The following is a 15,036-nucleotide window of genomic DNA, read 5'->3' as shown; positions in this document are numbered from 1 at the left end:
GCCGAATGTCCTTCGAACTGCTGGCCACCGACGGCAAGGCCCGTCGTGGCCGCATCACCTTCCCCCGTGGCACGGTCGAAACCCCGGCGTTCATGCCGGTGGGCACCTATGGCACGGTCAAGGGCATGTTGCCCCGTGACATCGAGGCCATTGGTGCCGAGATGATCCTGGGCAACACCTTCCACCTGTGGCTGCGCCCAGGTACCGAGGTGATCAAGAAGCACAACGGGCTGCACGACTTCATGCAGTGGAAAGGCCCGATTCTCACCGATTCCGGTGGCTTCCAGGTCTTCAGCCTGGGCGCCATGCGCAAAATCAAGGAAGAAGGCGTGACCTTCGCCTCTCCCGTGGACGGCTCCAAGGTGTTCATGGGCCCGGAAGAATCCATGCAGGTGCAACGTGACCTGGGTTCGGACGTGGTGATGATCTTCGACGAGTGCACCCCATACCCTGCCGAGCACGACATCGCCCGTACGTCCATGGAGCTGTCGCTGCGCTGGGCCCAGCGCTCGAAGAACGCCCATGCCGACAACACCGCCGCGCTGTTCGGCATCGTTCAGGGCGGCATGTACCAGGACCTGCGCATGCGCTCCCTGGAAGGGCTTGAGAACATCGGCTTCGACGGCCTGGCCATCGGCGGCCTGTCGGTGGGTGAGCCCAAGCACGAGATGATCAAGGTGCTGGACTACTTGCCCGAGCAGATGCCGGCTGACAAACCTCGTTACCTTATGGGGGTAGGCAAACCGGAGGATCTCGTTGAGGGTGTGCGCCGCGGCGTCGATATGTTCGACTGCGTGATGCCTACGCGCAACGCGCGCAACGGCCACCTGTTCGTCGACACCGGGGTGATCAAGATCCGCAACGCGTTCCATCGCCATGATGAATCGCCACTGGATCCGACCTGTGACTGCTACACCTGTAGCAACTTCTCCCGCGCCTATCTGCATCACCTGGACAAGTGTGGCGAAATGCTCAGCAGCATGTTGAATACCATCCATAACTTGCGCCATTACCAGCGTTTGATGGCCGGTTTACGCGAGGCTATTCAACAAGGTAAATTGGCCGCCTTCGTCGACGCCTTCTACGCCAAGCGCGGGCTTGTTGTACCGCCCTTGGACTGACTGTCTGCATCCATTATTAAAATATTCGCATTAGGAGTGCACCCATGAGCTTCTTGATCCCCGCCGCATACGCGGACGCTGCAGCCCCCGCCGCCGGCCCTGCCGGTACTGGCTTCGAGTGGATTTTCCTGGTCGGTTTCCTGGTCATCTTCTACCTGATGATCTGGCGTCCACAGGCCAAACGTGCCAAAGAGCAGAAGAACCTGCTGGGCAACTTGCAGAAAGGTGACGAAGTTGTCACCAACGGTGGCATTGCCGGCAAGATCGTCAAAGTGGCCGATGATTTCGTGGTGCTGGAAGTGTCCGACACTGTCGAGCTGAAGTTCCAGAAGGGCGCCATTGCCGCGACCCTGCCAAAAGGTACGCTCAAGGCTATCTGAGTTACCGGTTTCATTTTTCCAGTCGGGGCGCGCAACGCGCCCCGCGTCTTGAACGGGCGGCGTGATGCTGAACAAATACCCTCTGTGGAAATACGCACTGATCCTGCTGGTACTGGCGATCGGTTTCATTTATTCCGCTCCCAACCTCTACCCGGATGACCCGGCCGTGCAGATCAGCGGTGCCAGCTCGGCGCTGCAGGTCAACCAGGCCGATCTCGATCGCGTCAGCAAGGCGCTGGTCGATGCAAACATCGCAGTCAAAGGCGTGAGCCTGGGTGAGAAGGGCAGTGGCCTGATTCGTCTGACCAATCAGGAAGACCAGCTGCCCGCCAAGGATGTGGTGCGCAAGGCGCTGGGCGATGACTATGTCGTGGCGCTGAACCTGGCACAAACCACCCCGCAGTGGTTGCGCAACCTGGGTGCCAGCCCCATGAAGCTGGGCCTGGACCTGTCCGGTGGCGTGCACTTCCTGCTGGAAGTGGACATGGACAAGGCCATGAGCGCCCGCATGAAAGTCTACGAAGGCGAGGTCAAGACCTTGCTGCGCAAGGAGCGGGTCCGCTACCGCAGCCTGCCGCAGCAGGACGGTGGCATCATGCTCGGCTTTGCTGACAACGCTACGCGCGAACAGGCACGTGCCCTGATCCGCAAGAATTTCAACGATTTCGACCTGACCACCACCGAGCGCAATGACCTCGCCGTGCTGCGTCTGGCGCTGTCTCAGGCGAAAGTGGCCGAGATTCGCGAATACTCGATCAAGCAGAACCTCACCACCGTGCGTAACCGTGTCAACGAGCTGGGTGTCGCCGAGCCGCTGGTGCAGCGCCAGGGCGCCAACCGCATCGTGGTCGAGCTGCCGGGTGTGCAGGACACTGCCGAAGCCAAGCGTATTCTGGGCAAGACGGCCAACCTGGAGTTCCGTTTCGGTGCCGAGCCGGGCGCGTCCAAAGCCACCACCGAAGTGTTCGAGTTCCGTGAAGGGGGGCGTTCGGCGCCCGTCGAGCGTGGCCTGATCATCACCGGTGACCAAGTGACCGACGCCCAGGCCAGCTTCGACGAGCATGGCCGCCCGCAGGTGAACATTCGTCTGGACGGGCATGGCGGCGAACTGATGAGCCGCGCGACGCGCAGCAACGTTGGTCGCAGCATGGCGGTGATCTTCATCGAGCAGAAGCCTGTCACCCGCTACGTGAAGCAGACGGTCGATGGCGTCGAGAAGGACGTTGCGGTCCAGAGCTTCCAGGAAGAGAAGAAGATCATCAGCCTGGCGACCATCCAGTCGCCGCTGGGTAGCCAGTTCCGTATCACCGGGCTGAACGGCCAGGGCGAATCGTCTGAACTGGCCCTGCTCCTGCGTGCCGGCGGCCTGGCTGCACCGATGTACTTCGCTGAAGAACGTACCATCGGCCCAAGCCTGGGTGCCGACAACATCACCAAGGGCATCGACGCCTCGCTGTGGGGTATGCTGTTCGTCTCGCTGTTCATCATTGCGATCTACCGGGCCTTCGGTGTGCTGGCCACTATCGCCCTCGCCGGCAACATGGTGTTGCTGCTGGCGTTGATGTCCTTGCTGGGCGCTACGCTGACATTGCCAGGCATCGCGGGTATCGTGCTCACCATGGGCATGGCGGTGGATGCCAACGTGCTTATCTTCTCTCGAATCCGTGAAGAGCTGGCTGCAGGCATGTCTGTTCAGCGCGCTATTCATGAAGGCTTCAACCGCGCCTATTCGGCCATCGTCGATGCCAACCTGACTACCTTGCTTGTGGGCGGCATCCTGTTTGCCATGGGCACCGGGCCGGTCAAAGGCTTTGCGGTCACCATGTCCCTCGGGATTTTCACGTCGATGTTCACTGCTGTGATGGTCACCCGTGCCCTGGTCAACCTGACCTGTGGCGGGCGTGACATCAAGAAGCTGTGGGTTTGAGGGAGCTGCGATGAAAACCATCAATTTCATGGGTGTACGCAATGTCGCCTTCGGCGTCACCGTACTGCTCACCGTGCTGGCCTTGTTCAGCTGGTGGCAAAAGGGCCTGAACTTTGGCCTGGACTTCACTGGCGGCACGCTGATCGAGCTGACCTACGAGCGCCCGGCCGATCTCAAGGCGGTACGGGCCGAGTTGGTCGACTCGGGTTTCCACGAGGCAGTGGTGCAGAGCTTCGGTGCCACCACCGACCTGCTGGTGCGCATGCCGGGTGATGACCCACAGCTGGGCAACAAGGTCGCCGCAGCCTTGCAGAAGGCCGGCGGTGACAACCCAGCCACCGTCAAGCGTGTCGAGTTCGTCGGCCCGCAGGTGGGTGAAGAGCTGCGTGACCAGGGCGGCATGGGCATGCTCCTGGCGCTGGGTGGCATCCTTATCTACCTGGCGTTCCGCTTCCAGTGGAAATTCGCAGTAGGCGCCATCATCTCGCTGATCCACGACGTGATCGTGACACTGGGCATCTTGTCGTTCTTCCAGATCACCTTCGACCTGACGGTGCTGGCGGCGGTGCTGGCCATCATCGGCTACTCGCTCAATGACACCATCGTCGTGTTCGACCGGGTGCGTGAGAACTTCCGGGTCATGCGCAAGGCGTCCTTGATCGAAAACATCAACGTCTCCACCACCCAGACGTTGCTGCGTACCGTGGCGACTTCGGTGTCTACCTTGCTGGCTATTGCCGCCTTGCTGTTCTTCGGCGGTGACAACCTGTTCGGCTTCTCGCTGGCCCTGTTCATCGGCGTGATGGCCGGTACCTACTCGTCGATCTACATCGCCAACGTGGTGCTGATCTGGCTGAACCTGAACAGCGAAGACCTGATTCCGCCGGCAAAGACCGAGGGCGTGGACGACCGTCCGTGACCGACTGACGCTCCGCTTGGCGGACGAGAGGGCGCGAGTGTTGAACTCGCGCCCTTTTTTTTGCTCCAAGGCAAGGAGAAAGCGGGCCAAGTCCCGTATGTACGATCAGGAGGTTCACGTGAATAAATCAATGCTGGTGGGTGCGGTGCTAGGTGCTGTCGGTGTCACTGCCGGAGGTGCTGTGGCGACCTACAGCTTGGTGAACAAAGGACCTGAATATGCTCAGGTCACCGACGTGCAGCCGATCAAGCAGCAGATCAAGACCCCGCGCGAAGTGTGCAAGGACGTAACCGTCACTCGCCAGGCGCCAGTCAAGGATCAGCATCAGATCGCCGGCACTGTGGTCGGCGCGCTGGCCGGTGGCCTGTTGGGCAACCAGATCGGCGGCGGCACCGGCAAGAAGATCGCGACCGTGGCCGGTGCGGTGGGTGGTGGGTATGCTGGCAACAAGGTGCAGGAGGGCATGCAGCAGCGTGACACCTATACCACGACCCAGACCCGCTGCAACACGGTCAACGACATCAGTGAAAAAGTGGTGGGCTACAACGTCAAGTACACCATTGGCGATCAGGTCGGCCAGGTGAAGATGAACCGTGAGCCAGGCTCTACCATCCCAGTGGACAAGAACGGCAAGCTGATTCTCAGCGACGCCGGTCAGTGATGCTGCTGCCGGCGTTGGCCCTGTGCCGACGCCGGTGATGCAGGGCTGGCAGGCATGAAAAAAGCACCCCGAGGGGTGCTTTTGTTTTCCTGCAATCAAATGCTCAACGCTTCATGCTTTCAGGCAGGTGCGGTTGGATGGCGGTCAGTACCGCCTTGAAGCACTTGATGTTGCCGGCGACGATGTGGCCTTTGTCGAGGAAGTCATGGCCGCCATTGAAGTCGCTCACCAAGCCGCCTGCTTCCTGAATCAGCAGCACGCCTGCGGCCATGTCCCATTCGGACAGGCCCGACTCCCAGAATGCATCGAAACGACCTGCGGCCACATAGGCCAGGTCCAGGCTCGCCGCGCCAGCGCGGCGGATGCCGGCGGTCTGGCCTACCAGGCTGCGGAACATGCCCAGGTAATTGTCCAGGTCGGCCATCTGGTTATCGCGGAAGGGGAAGCCAGTGCCCAGCAGGGCGCCGTCCAGGCTGGTGCGCGAGCTGACGCGCAGGCGGCGGCCGTTCAGTTGAGCGCCACGGCCACGGCTGGCAGTAAACTCTTCCTGGCGAACCGGGTCGACGATCACGGCGTGCTCCAGGCGACCACGGTATTTACAGGCAATGCTGACGGCGAAGTGAGGAATGCCACGCAGGAAGTTGGTGGTGCCGTCCAGCGGGTCGATGACCCACAGGTAATCCTTGCCTTCTTCGCCGGAGCCGGCGTGCAGGCCAGTTTCTTCGCCCAGGATGGAGTGGTTCGGGTAGGCCTTGCGCAGGGCATTGACGATGCTCTGCTCGGCAGCGCGATCGACTTCGGAAACGTAGTCCTTGGCCTCTTTCTCATCGACCTTGATGCTATCCAGGCGTTCGATGGAGCGGAAGATCAGTTCACTGGCGCTGCGAGCGGCGCGCAGGGCGATATTCAGCATAGGCTGCATGGGCGGGTCACCTGGAGATGTTAAAGAAGAAAGCCGAACATTCTAACAGAAAATTGTGGCGGCAGAAGGGCGCATTCGCGTGCGTGGCGTTACGCCTGTCGGTTCTGTAAGATTCCAGGCCCTGATTTCCGCCACTGTGAGCACGAGACCTTGCTGCAGAATATTCGTGTCGTTCTGGTCAACACCAGCCACCCCGGCAACATCGGCGGCGCTGCTCGCGCCATGAAGAACATGGGCCTGTCGCGTCTGGTGCTGGTGCAGCCAAAGCAGTTTCCTGCCGACGAGGCCAGCGCGCGCGCCTCGGGCGCGGACGATGTGCTGGGTAACGCCATCGTCGTCGACAGCTTGGAGCAGGCATTGGTCGGCTGCAATCTGGTGATGGGCACCAGTGCCCGTGAGCGCAGCATTCCATGGCCTCTTATCGGCCCACGTGAATGCGGCGACAAGGCCGTGCAGCATGCCGACGGGGGCGAGCAGATCGCCTTGGTGTTCGGGCGCGAGCATGCCGGGCTGACCAATGAAGAGTTGCAGCGATGTCACTTCCACGTACACATCCCCTCCAATCCCGACTTCAGTTCGCTGAACCTGGCTGCGGCTGTTCAGGTACTGGCCTATGAAGTGCGCATGGCCAGCCTGGCGAACGACCGCTCGCCTGCCCAGGTTGAGAAGGCTGACGCCGACGCCTTGGCCACGATGGACGAGATGGAGCTGTTCTACGACCATCTGGAAAAAACCCTGGTCGACATTGGTTTCCTTGATCCCGAAAAGCCCAAGCACCTGATGCCGCGTCTTCGCAGGCTTTACGGTCGGGTGGCAGTGGAGCGTACGGAAATGAGCATTTTGCGCGGCATTCTTACCGAGACCCAGAAGGTGGTCCGGGGTGAGCCGCATAAACGGAAGGACTGACAGATGCTGGAACGTCTGCGTGAAGATATTCAAAGTGTGTTCCACCGTGATCCAGCGGCGCGCAACGCGTTCGAAGTGCTGACCTGCTACCCCGGGATGCATGCCATATGGCTGCACCGGTTGGGTAATGCCCTGTGGCGGCGGGACTTCAAGTGGCTGGCGCGGCTGGTGTCCAACTTCGGTCGCTGGCTGACCGGTATCGAGATTCACCCGGGCGCCACGATAGGGCGGCGGTTCTTCATCGACCATGGCATGGGCATCGTCATTGGCGAAACCGCCGAGATTGGTGACGACGTGACGCTCTACCAAGGCGTAACCCTGGGCGGTACCAGCTGGAATAAAGGCAAGCGTCACCCAACGCTGGAGGACGGCGTAGTGGTCGGTGCGGGTGCGAAGGTGCTGGGGCCGTTTACCGTAGGGGCCGGGGCCAAGATCGGTTCCAATGCGGTGGTGACCAAGGCGGTGCCAGCCGGCGCCACGGCTGTTGGCATCCCCGGGCGCATCATCGTCAAGGACGAGCAGGGCGATGTCGAGGCGCGGCGCAAGGCCATGGCCGAGAAGATCGGTTTCGATGCCTATGGGGTCAGTGGCGACATGCCCGACCCGGTCGCCCGTGCCATTGGCCAGATGCTTGACCATCTGCAGGCCGTTGATGAGCGCCTGGAAGGCATGTGCGGTGCGCTGACGCGGATGGGCAGTGACTATTGCGCCAAGGAGCTGCCAGCGCTGCCTGAAGATGACTTCACCGAACAGGCGCAGTTGGCCAAGCGCGACATCCAGCCGCATTGATCCCGCCGTATCAGGCGCGGGTTCTGGCATGGGGGCATGTGCTATCGCCCCCGTGTCTGCTACAATCGCGGCCGCCTCCCCTCATGCAAACCCGACTAAGGCACTAGGTCTAATAGTTGACTTAAATGCTCGGGAATCGCATACTTGCACACATCCCGTAACTCCCGTGGTACCCAATAGCCATGCGACTGACTACCAAAGGCCGATACGCCGTGACTGCCATGCTCGACCTGGCGTTGCACGCGCAGCATGGGCCGGTGTCTTTGGCCGACATCTCCGAGCGCCAGGGCATATCCCTTTCTTATCTGGAACAGCTGTTCGCCAAGCTGCGCCGCAGCAGCCTGGTTTCCAGCGTTCGCGGCCCCGGTGGCGGTTATCAGCTGTCGCGCGGCATGGAGACCATCCAGGTCGCCCAGGTCATCGATGCGGTCAACGAATCGGTCGATGCGACCCGTTGCCAGGGGCTTGGGGACTGCCATGCCGGTGATACCTGCCTGACCCACCACTTGTGGTGCGACCTCAGTCAGCAGATTCACGAGTTCCTCAGTGGCATCAGTCTGGCCGACCTCGTCATGCGCCGTGAGGTGCAGGAAGTCGCTCAGCGTCAGGACCTGCGCCGCGTCGCTGGTCTGTCTGCCCCGCTGGACAAGATTGAGACGTCCGCCGTCGATTGATCCTTCGGGACGACGAGCGACGCCACCGCCTGATAGGAGAGAAAAATGAAGTTGCCGATCTACCTCGATTACTCCGCGACCACCCCGGTCGACCCACGCGTAGCCCAGAAGATGGCCGAATGCCTGACGGCTGACGGTAACTTCGGTAACCCGGCTTCGCGCTCCCACGTCTTTGGCTGGAAAGCCGAAGAAGCGGTCGAGAACGGTCGCCGTCAGGTCGCCGAGCTGATCAATGCCGACCCGCGCGAAATCGTCTGGACCAGCGGTGCCACCGAGTCCGACAACCTGGCCCTGAAGGGTGTTGCGCACTTCTATCAGACCAAGGGCAAGCACATCATCACCTCCAAGATCGAGCACAAGGCGGTCCTCGATACCGCTCGCCAGCTGGAGCGTGAGGGGTTCGAAGTCACCTACCTGGAACCGGGCGAAGACGGCATCGTCACCCCGGCCATGGTCGAGGCGGTCCTGCGTGACGACACCATCCTGGTCTCGCTGATGCACGTGAACAACGAAGTCGGCTCGATCAACGACATTGCCGCCATCGGTGAACTGACCCGTTCGCGCGGCGTGCTGTTCCACGTCGATGCCGCCCAGTCTGCCGGCAAGGTCGAAATCGATCTGCAGCAGCTCAAGGTCGATCTGATGTCGTTCTCCGCGCACAAGGTTTATGGCCCCAAAGGGATCGGCGCGCTGTATGTCAGCCGCAAGCCGCGGGTACGCCTCGAGGCAGCCATGCACGGCGGTGGTCACGAACGCGGCATGCGTTCGGGTACGCTGCCGACGCACCAGATTGTCGGCATGGGCGAAGCATTCGCCATTGCCAAGCAGGACATGGCGGCTGAAAACGCACGCATCAAAGCCTTGAGCGACCGCTTCTTCAAGCAGGTATCCAGCCTCGAAGAACTGTACGTCAACGGTAGCCTGACTGCTCGCGTGCCGCACAACCTGAACCTGAGCTTCAACTACGTCGAGGGCGAATCGCTGCTGATGTCGCTCAAGGACATCGCCGTCTCGTCCGGTTCGGCTTGCACCTCCGCCTCGCTCGAGCCGTCCTACGTGCTGCGTGCACTGGGCCGTAACGACGAGCTGGCGCACAGCTCCATCCGCTTCTCCTTCGGCCGCTTCACCACCGAGGAAGAGGTTGATTACGCCGCGCAGAAAGTCTGCGAGGCCGTGAACAAGCTGCGTGAACTGTCCCCACTTTGGGACATGTACAAAGACGGCGTCGACATCTCCAAGATCGAGTGGGCCGCCCACTAAGCAGTCGCCGGCAAGAGCGGCTCCCTGATGAGGAAGGAATTGCACCATGGCATACAGTGAAAAGGTCATCGACCACTACGAAAACCCGCGCAACGTCGGCAAGATGAATGCCGAGGACCCGGATGTCGGTACCGGCATGGTCGGCGCACCGGCCTGTGGCGACGTGATGCGCCTGCAGATCAAGGTCAACGAGCAGGGCGTGATCGAAGACGCCAAGTTCAAGACCTACGGCTGCGGTTCGGCCATCGCGTCCAGCTCCCTGGCCACCGAGTGGATGAAGGGCAAGACCCTGGACGAAGCCGAGACCATCAAGAACACCCAGCTGGCCGAAGAACTGGCATTGCCGCCGGTCAAGATCCACTGCTCGGTACTCGCCGAAGATGCCATCAAGGCCGCTGTTCGCGATTACAAGCAGAAGAAAGGCTTGATCTAACGTCGCCTGTTGCAAGGTAAGGAGTTCTCATGGCTATCAGCATGACAGAAGCCGCCGCCAATCATGTGCGGCGTTCCCTGGAAGGGCGGGGCAAGGGTGAAGGCATTCGCCTTGGCGTACGCACCACCGGTTGCTCGGGCCTGGCCTACGTGCTGGAGTTCGTCGACGAGCTGGCGGGCGAGGACCAGGTGTTCGAGAACCATGGCGTCAAGGTGATCATCGATCCCAAGAGCCTGGTTTATCTTGACGGCACCGAGCTGGACTTCGTCAAGGAAGGGTTGAACGAAGGGTTCAAGTTCAACAACCCCAACGTGCGCGGTGAGTGTGGCTGCGGCGAAAGCTTCAACGTCTGAGGCCGACCGTGGGTACTCCTTGTCATTTTGCACTGTTCGACCTGCAGCCGAGTTTTCGACTGGACCTTGAGATGCTGGCCACTCGCTATCGCGAGCTGGCCCGCGAAGTCCATCCTGATCGTTTTGCCGATGCCTCCGAGCGCGAGCAACGCTCTGCGCTGGAGAAATCCGCTGCCCTCAACGACGCCTACCAGACGCTGCGCAGTGCACCACGCCGTGCGCGCTACCTGTTGGCGATCGGTGGCCACGAAGTGCCGCAGGAGGTCACGGTCCATGACCCGGATTTCCTCCTGCAGCAGATGCAGTGGCGTGAGGAGCTCGAAGACCTCCAGGACGAAGCCGACCTCGATGGCGTGGCCGTGTTCAAGAAGCGCCTGAAGGCTGCTCAAGACACGCTCAACGAGGATTTCGCCGCCTGCTGGGATGTTGCCGATGCGCGTGAGCAGGCCGAACGCCTGATGCGCCGAATGCAATTCCTCGACAAGCTCGCCCAAGAAGTGCGCCAACTGGAAGAGCGCCTCGACGATTAACCCGGTGCTACCCGTGATGGCACCTAAGGTATTCAGATAAGCATGGCCCTATTGCAGATTGCCGAACCCGGTCAAACGCCCCAGCCCCATGAGCGCCGCCTGGCGGTAGGGATCGACCTGGGCACCACCAATTCCCTGGTCGCTGCATTGCGCAGCGGCGTGAGCGAGCCCCTGCCCGATGCGCAAGGTAATGTGATTCTGCCTTCGGCGGTGCGTTACCTCGAAGCTGGCGGCAGCGAAGTCGGGCAGGCCGCGCGTGACGCTGCCTCCAGCGATCCGCTGAACACCGTGCTGTCGGTCAAGCGCCTGATGGGTCGCGGCCTGGCCGACGTCAAGCAGTTGGGCCAGCAATTGCCCTACCGCTTCGTCGGTGGCGAATCGCACATGCCTTTCATCGATACGGTGCAAGGGCCCAAGAGCCCGGTGCAGGTCTCGGCGGACATCCTCAAGGTGCTGCGTGAGCGCGCCGAGGCGACATTGGGCGGTGAACTGGTCGGTGCGGTGATCACCGTTCCGGCCTATTTCGATGACGCCCAGCGCCAGGCCACAAAAGATGCTGCACGCCTGGCTGGCCTGAACGTCCTGCGTCTGCTCAACGAGCCTACGGCCGCCGCCGTGGCCTATGGCCTTGACCAGAACGCCGAGGGCGTAGTCGCCATCTACGACCTGGGTGGCGGTACTTTCGACATTTCCATCCTGCGCCTGACAGCGGGCGTGTTCGAAGTGCTGGCCACCGGCGGCGATACCGCCCTGGGTGGCGATGACTTCGATCACGCCATTGCAGGCTGGATCATCGAGCAGGCTGGCTTGTCCTCCGACCTCGACCCGGCTACCCAGCGCGCGCTGTTACAGACGGCTTGCGCCGCCAAGGAAGCGTTGACCGATGCCGAGGTGGTGGGCGTCACGCATGGTGCCTGGCAGGGTGAGCTCACCCGTGCCGGTTTCGATGCGATGATCGAGCCGCTGGTGGCCCGCAGCCTCAAGGCCTGCCGCCGTGCCGTACGTGACAGTGGCGTCGAGCTCGATGAAGTCAGCGCCGTGGTCATGGTCGGCGGTTCCACGCGCGTGCCCCGTGTTCGCGATGCCGTCGGTACCCTGTTCGGTCGTAGCCCGCTGACTTCCATCGACCCCGATCAGGTCGTGGCCATCGGCGCCGCCATTCAGGCCGATACCCTGGCCGGCAACCGCCGCGAAGGCGGCGAGCTGCTGCTGCTTGATGTGATCCCGCTGTCACTGGGCCTGGAGACCATGGGCGGGCTCATGGAGAAAGTGATCCCGCGCAATACCACCATCCCGGTGGCGCGCGCCCAGGAGTTCACGACTTATAAAGACGGCCAGTCGGCCATGATGATCCATGTGCTGCAGGGCGAGCGCGAACTGATCAGCGACTGCCGGTCACTGGCGCGCTTCGAACTGCGCGGCATTCCGGCCATGGTGGCAGGGGCAGCGAAAATTCGCGTCACCTTCCAGGTCGATGCCGACGGGCTGCTCAGCGTCGCCGCCCGGGAACTCGCATCAGGCGTGGAAGCCAGCATTCAGGTCAAGCCGTCCTACGGCCTGACCGATGGCGAAATCGCGCGCATGCTCAAGGACTCCTTCGAGCATGCTGGTACCGACAAGCAGGCCCGTCAGTTGCGTGAGCACCAAGTGGACGCCGAACGGCTGCTCGAAGCGGTACAGGGCGCCCTGGACGCCGACGGTCAGCGCTTGCTCAGTGAAGAAGAGCGCCAGGCCATTGAATTCCAGATGCAAGAACTACGTGATTTGCTGGCGGGCACCGATGGCGCTGCCATCGAGCAACAGACCAAGCGTCTGTCGCACGTGACCGACGCATTTGCCGCCCGACGCCTTGATTCGACGGTCAAAGCCGCACTGGCCGGGCGCAACCTGAATGAGATCGAGGAGTAATCGATGCCGCTGGTGACATTCCTGCCGCATGAGAAGTTCTGCCCGGAGGGGCTGACCGTGGAGGTGCCTGCCGGCACCAATATCCTGGAGCTGGCCCACGATCATCACATCGAGATGGAGAGCGCCTGCGGCGGTGTGAAGGCCTGCACCACATGCCACTGCATCGTGCGCAAGGGCTTCGATTCCCTTGAGGAAGCCGACGAGCTCGAAGAAGACATGCTGGACAAGGCGTGGGGCCTGGAAGCGCAGTCGCGTCTGGGTTGCCAGGTGGTGGTGGCCGATCAGGACCTCACCATCGAGATCCCCAAGTATTCGCTCAACCACGCTGCCGAAGCGCCGCACTGAGGTCCTGGACATGAGTCTGAAATGGATTGATGTACTTGATATCGCCATCGAGCTTGCAGAAAGCAAGCCGGACGTCGATCCTCGGTATGTGAATTTCGTCGATCTGCACCGCTGGGTGGTGGCATTGCCTGGCTTCAGTGACGATCCTTCGCGCGCCGGCGAGAAGGTGCTCGAGGCCATCCAGGCGGCCTGGATCGACGAAGCCGACTGAACACGCACCGCAGGTTAGGCAATCCCCTGGAACCCGCGTATAATTCGCGGGTTTAATTTTTCGTAACACTCATATTCTGGAGTTTTCCATGGCTGTTCAACGTACTTTCTCCATCATCAAGCCTGACGCTGTTGCCAAGAACGTCATCGGCAAGATCACCACTCGCTTCGAAGAAGCCGGCCTGAAAATCGTTGCCTCGAAAATCAAGCAACTGTCCAAGGCCGAGGCCGAAGGCTTCTACGCCGAGCACAGCGAGCGCGGCTTCTTCGGTGACCTGGTTGCCTTCATGACTTCCGGTCCGGTTGTCGTTCAGGTCCTGGAAGGCGAGAACGCCATTGCCAAGAACCGTGAGCTGATGGGCGCTACCAACCCTAAAGAAGCCGCTGCCGGCACCATCCGCGCCGACTTCGCCGAGTCCATCGACGCCAACGCCGTTCACGGTTCGGACTCCGAAGCTGCTGCTGCTCGCGAAATCGCTTACTTCTTCGCTGCTACCGAGGTAACCACTCGCTAAGCGAAAGCTTACGGGTGAGGGTGAATCCATGACGACATCGACTGACAAAATCAACCTGCTGGGTCTGACCCTGCAGGAAATGGAACAATTCTTCGATTCCATCGGAGAGAAGCGCTTCCGCGCCGGTCAGGTGATGAAATGGATTCACCACTTTGGCGTCGATGATTTCGCCGCCATGACGAACGTCGGCAAGGTCTTGCGTGAAAAGCTCGAGGCCGTTGCCGAAATTCGTCCACCGGAAGTGGTCAGCGAAGACATTTCCGCAGACGGCACCCGCAAGTGGGTGATCCGCGTTGCCTCCGGCAGCTGCGTCGAAACCGTCTATATTCCCACCGACGATCGCGGCACCCTGTGCGTGTCGTCGCAAGCCGGTTGTGCCCTGGACTGCAGCTTCTGCTCCACCGGCAAACAAGGCTTCAACAGCAACCTCACCGCCGCCGAAGTGATCGGCCAGGTGTGGCTTGCGAACAAATCCTTCGGGACCGTGCCTGCCAAAATCGACCGCGCCATCACCAACGTGGTCATGATGGGCATGGGCGAACCCCTGCTCAATTTCGACAATGTCATCGCCGCCATGAAGATCATGATGGAAGATCTGGGCTATGGCATCTCCAAGCGTCGCGTCACCCTGTCCACCTCGGGCGTCGTGCCGATGATCGACGAGTTGGCCAAGCACATCGATGTGTCGCTGGCTTTGTCATTGCATGCACCCAATGACGAGTTGCGCAACAAACTGGTACCGATCAACAAGAAGTACCCGCTCAAGATGCTGCTCGACGCATGCATGGGCTACATGGCGACCCTGGGCGGCAAGCGGGTGCTCACCATCGAGTACACCCTGCTCAAGGACGTCAACGACCAGCCCGAGCATGCGGCGCAGATGATCGAGCTGCTGCGCGACGTGCCGTGCAAGATCAACCTGATTCCATTCAATCCGTTCCCGCACTCCGGCTACGAGCGCCCCAGCAACAACGCCATTCGTCGTTTCCAAGACCTGCTGCACCACGGTGGCTACAACGTGACGACGCGCACCACCCGTGGTGATGACATCGATGCGGCTTGCGGCCAGCTGGTGGGGCAGGTCAATGACCGCACCCGGCGCAGCGAACGTTACATCGCCGTCCGGCAGCTGTCGGCAGACGCCGAGCGCCCGGACAGCCCGGCCGCCCACTGACCGGAACTG

Annotated in this window: 18 protein-coding genes; 17 read left to right on the top strand and 1 reads right to left on the bottom strand. The window is 61.3% G+C overall.

All coding sequences use genetic code 11. The features are described 5' to 3' along the window. Nucleotides 1-5 precede the first annotated feature (5 nt). From tgt to NMB38_RS17755, 5 genes are all read left to right on the top strand, one after another. A complete protein-coding gene (gene tgt, locus NMB38_RS17775; RefSeq protein WP_161780411.1) occupies nucleotides 6-1,121 on the top strand; it encodes a tRNA guanosine(34) transglycosylase Tgt in 1,116 nt (371 codons plus the stop codon). Between the two features lie 44 nt (nucleotides 1,122-1,165). Continuing rightward, a complete protein-coding gene (yajC, locus tag NMB38_RS17770) occupies nucleotides 1,166-1,501 on the top strand; it encodes a preprotein translocase subunit YajC (RefSeq protein WP_023533309.1) in 336 nt (111 codons plus the stop codon). Nucleotides 1,502-1,565: 64 nt separating this feature from the next. Beyond that, the gene (gene secD, locus NMB38_RS17765; protein WP_028687027.1) at nucleotides 1,566-3,428 is read left to right on the top strand and encodes a protein translocase subunit SecD; all 1,863 of its coding nucleotides are present in this window, start codon (nucleotides 1,566-1,568) and stop codon (nucleotides 3,426-3,428) included. Between the two features lie 10 nt (nucleotides 3,429-3,438). After that, nucleotides 3,439-4,347 carry a protein translocase subunit SecF gene (secF, locus tag NMB38_RS17760; RefSeq protein WP_027913682.1) on the top strand — a complete coding sequence of 303 codons (909 nt, stop codon included), beginning with the start codon at nucleotides 3,439-3,441 and terminating at the stop codon, nucleotides 4,345-4,347. A 118-nt stretch (nucleotides 4,348-4,465) separates the two neighbouring features. Continuing rightward, nucleotides 4,466-5,008 (top strand): glycine zipper 2TM domain-containing protein, encoded by a 543-nt coding sequence (locus tag NMB38_RS17755; protein WP_028687028.1) that lies wholly within the window; start codon nucleotides 4,466-4,468, stop codon nucleotides 5,006-5,008. Between the two features lie 103 nt (nucleotides 5,009-5,111). Here NMB38_RS17755 and suhB read toward each other — a convergent pair whose 3' ends face one another. Then, nucleotides 5,112-5,930 carry a type III secretion system regulator SuhB gene (gene suhB, locus NMB38_RS17750; RefSeq protein WP_023533392.1) on the bottom strand — a complete coding sequence of 273 codons (819 nt, stop codon included), beginning with the start codon at nucleotides 5,928-5,930 and terminating at the stop codon, nucleotides 5,112-5,114. A gap of 150 nt (nucleotides 5,931-6,080) precedes the next feature. Between suhB and trmJ the strand changes: the two genes are divergently transcribed. The 12 genes from trmJ to rlmN all read left to right on the top strand — a co-directional run bounded on the left by trmJ (nucleotide 6,081) and on the right by rlmN (nucleotide 15,027). Further along, the gene (gene trmJ, locus NMB38_RS17745; RefSeq protein WP_027913684.1) at nucleotides 6,081-6,836 is read left to right on the top strand and encodes a tRNA (cytosine(32)/uridine(32)-2'-O)-methyltransferase TrmJ; all 756 of its coding nucleotides are present in this window, start codon (nucleotides 6,081-6,083) and stop codon (nucleotides 6,834-6,836) included. Between the two features lie 3 nt (nucleotides 6,837-6,839). Further along, nucleotides 6,840-7,625 carry a serine O-acetyltransferase gene (gene cysE / locus NMB38_RS17740; RefSeq protein ID WP_023533458.1) on the top strand — a complete coding sequence of 262 codons (786 nt, stop codon included), beginning with the start codon at nucleotides 6,840-6,842 and terminating at the stop codon, nucleotides 7,623-7,625. 182 nt (nucleotides 7,626-7,807) lie between these two features. Continuing rightward, the gene (gene iscR / locus NMB38_RS17735; protein WP_023533322.1) at nucleotides 7,808-8,299 is read left to right on the top strand and encodes a Fe-S cluster assembly transcriptional regulator IscR; all 492 of its coding nucleotides are present in this window, start codon (nucleotides 7,808-7,810) and stop codon (nucleotides 8,297-8,299) included. Between the two features lie 45 nt (nucleotides 8,300-8,344). Continuing rightward, the gene (locus NMB38_RS17730; protein ID WP_027913686.1) at nucleotides 8,345-9,559 is read left to right on the top strand and encodes an IscS subfamily cysteine desulfurase; all 1,215 of its coding nucleotides are present in this window, start codon (nucleotides 8,345-8,347) and stop codon (nucleotides 9,557-9,559) included. Nucleotides 9,560-9,605: 46 nt separating this feature from the next. Further along, nucleotides 9,606-9,992, top strand: coding sequence for a Fe-S cluster assembly scaffold IscU (iscU, locus tag NMB38_RS17725; protein ID WP_003248539.1), 387 nt, complete (start codon nucleotides 9,606-9,608; stop codon nucleotides 9,990-9,992). A 29-nt stretch (nucleotides 9,993-10,021) separates the two neighbouring features. Next, nucleotides 10,022-10,345 carry an iron-sulfur cluster assembly protein IscA gene (iscA, locus tag NMB38_RS17720; RefSeq protein WP_023533425.1) on the top strand — a complete coding sequence of 108 codons (324 nt, stop codon included), beginning with the start codon at nucleotides 10,022-10,024 and terminating at the stop codon, nucleotides 10,343-10,345. 8 nt (nucleotides 10,346-10,353) lie between these two features. Beyond that, nucleotides 10,354-10,875, top strand: coding sequence for a co-chaperone HscB (gene hscB / locus NMB38_RS17715; protein WP_027913687.1), 522 nt, complete (start codon nucleotides 10,354-10,356; stop codon nucleotides 10,873-10,875). Between the two features lie 42 nt (nucleotides 10,876-10,917). After that, nucleotides 10,918-12,783 (top strand): Fe-S protein assembly chaperone HscA, encoded by a 1,866-nt coding sequence (gene hscA, locus NMB38_RS17710; RefSeq protein ID WP_027913688.1) that lies wholly within the window; start codon nucleotides 10,918-10,920, stop codon nucleotides 12,781-12,783. 3 nt (nucleotides 12,784-12,786) lie between these two features. Further along, nucleotides 12,787-13,128, top strand: a complete 342-nt coding sequence (gene fdx / locus NMB38_RS17705) for an ISC system 2Fe-2S type ferredoxin (protein WP_027913689.1) — start codon at nucleotides 12,787-12,789, stop codon at nucleotides 13,126-13,128. Between the two features lie 10 nt (nucleotides 13,129-13,138). Continuing rightward, a complete protein-coding gene (gene iscX, locus NMB38_RS17700; protein ID WP_023533289.1) occupies nucleotides 13,139-13,339 on the top strand; it encodes a Fe-S cluster assembly protein IscX in 201 nt (66 codons plus the stop codon). An 88-nt stretch (nucleotides 13,340-13,427) separates the two neighbouring features. Further along, nucleotides 13,428-13,853, top strand: a complete 426-nt coding sequence (gene ndk / locus NMB38_RS17695; protein ID WP_023533373.1) for a nucleoside-diphosphate kinase — start codon at nucleotides 13,428-13,430, stop codon at nucleotides 13,851-13,853. Nucleotides 13,854-13,881: 28 nt separating this feature from the next. Beyond that, nucleotides 13,882-15,027, top strand: a complete 1,146-nt coding sequence (rlmN, locus tag NMB38_RS17690; protein ID WP_027913690.1) for a dual-specificity RNA methyltransferase RlmN — start codon at nucleotides 13,882-13,884, stop codon at nucleotides 15,025-15,027. Nucleotides 15,028-15,036: the final 9 nt, after the last annotated feature.

The organism is Pseudomonas sp. FBCC-B35 (genome assembly GCF_059133755.1).
Note: the sequence above shows the minus strand (reverse complement) of the source record. Positions and strands in the feature narration are given on the sequence as shown.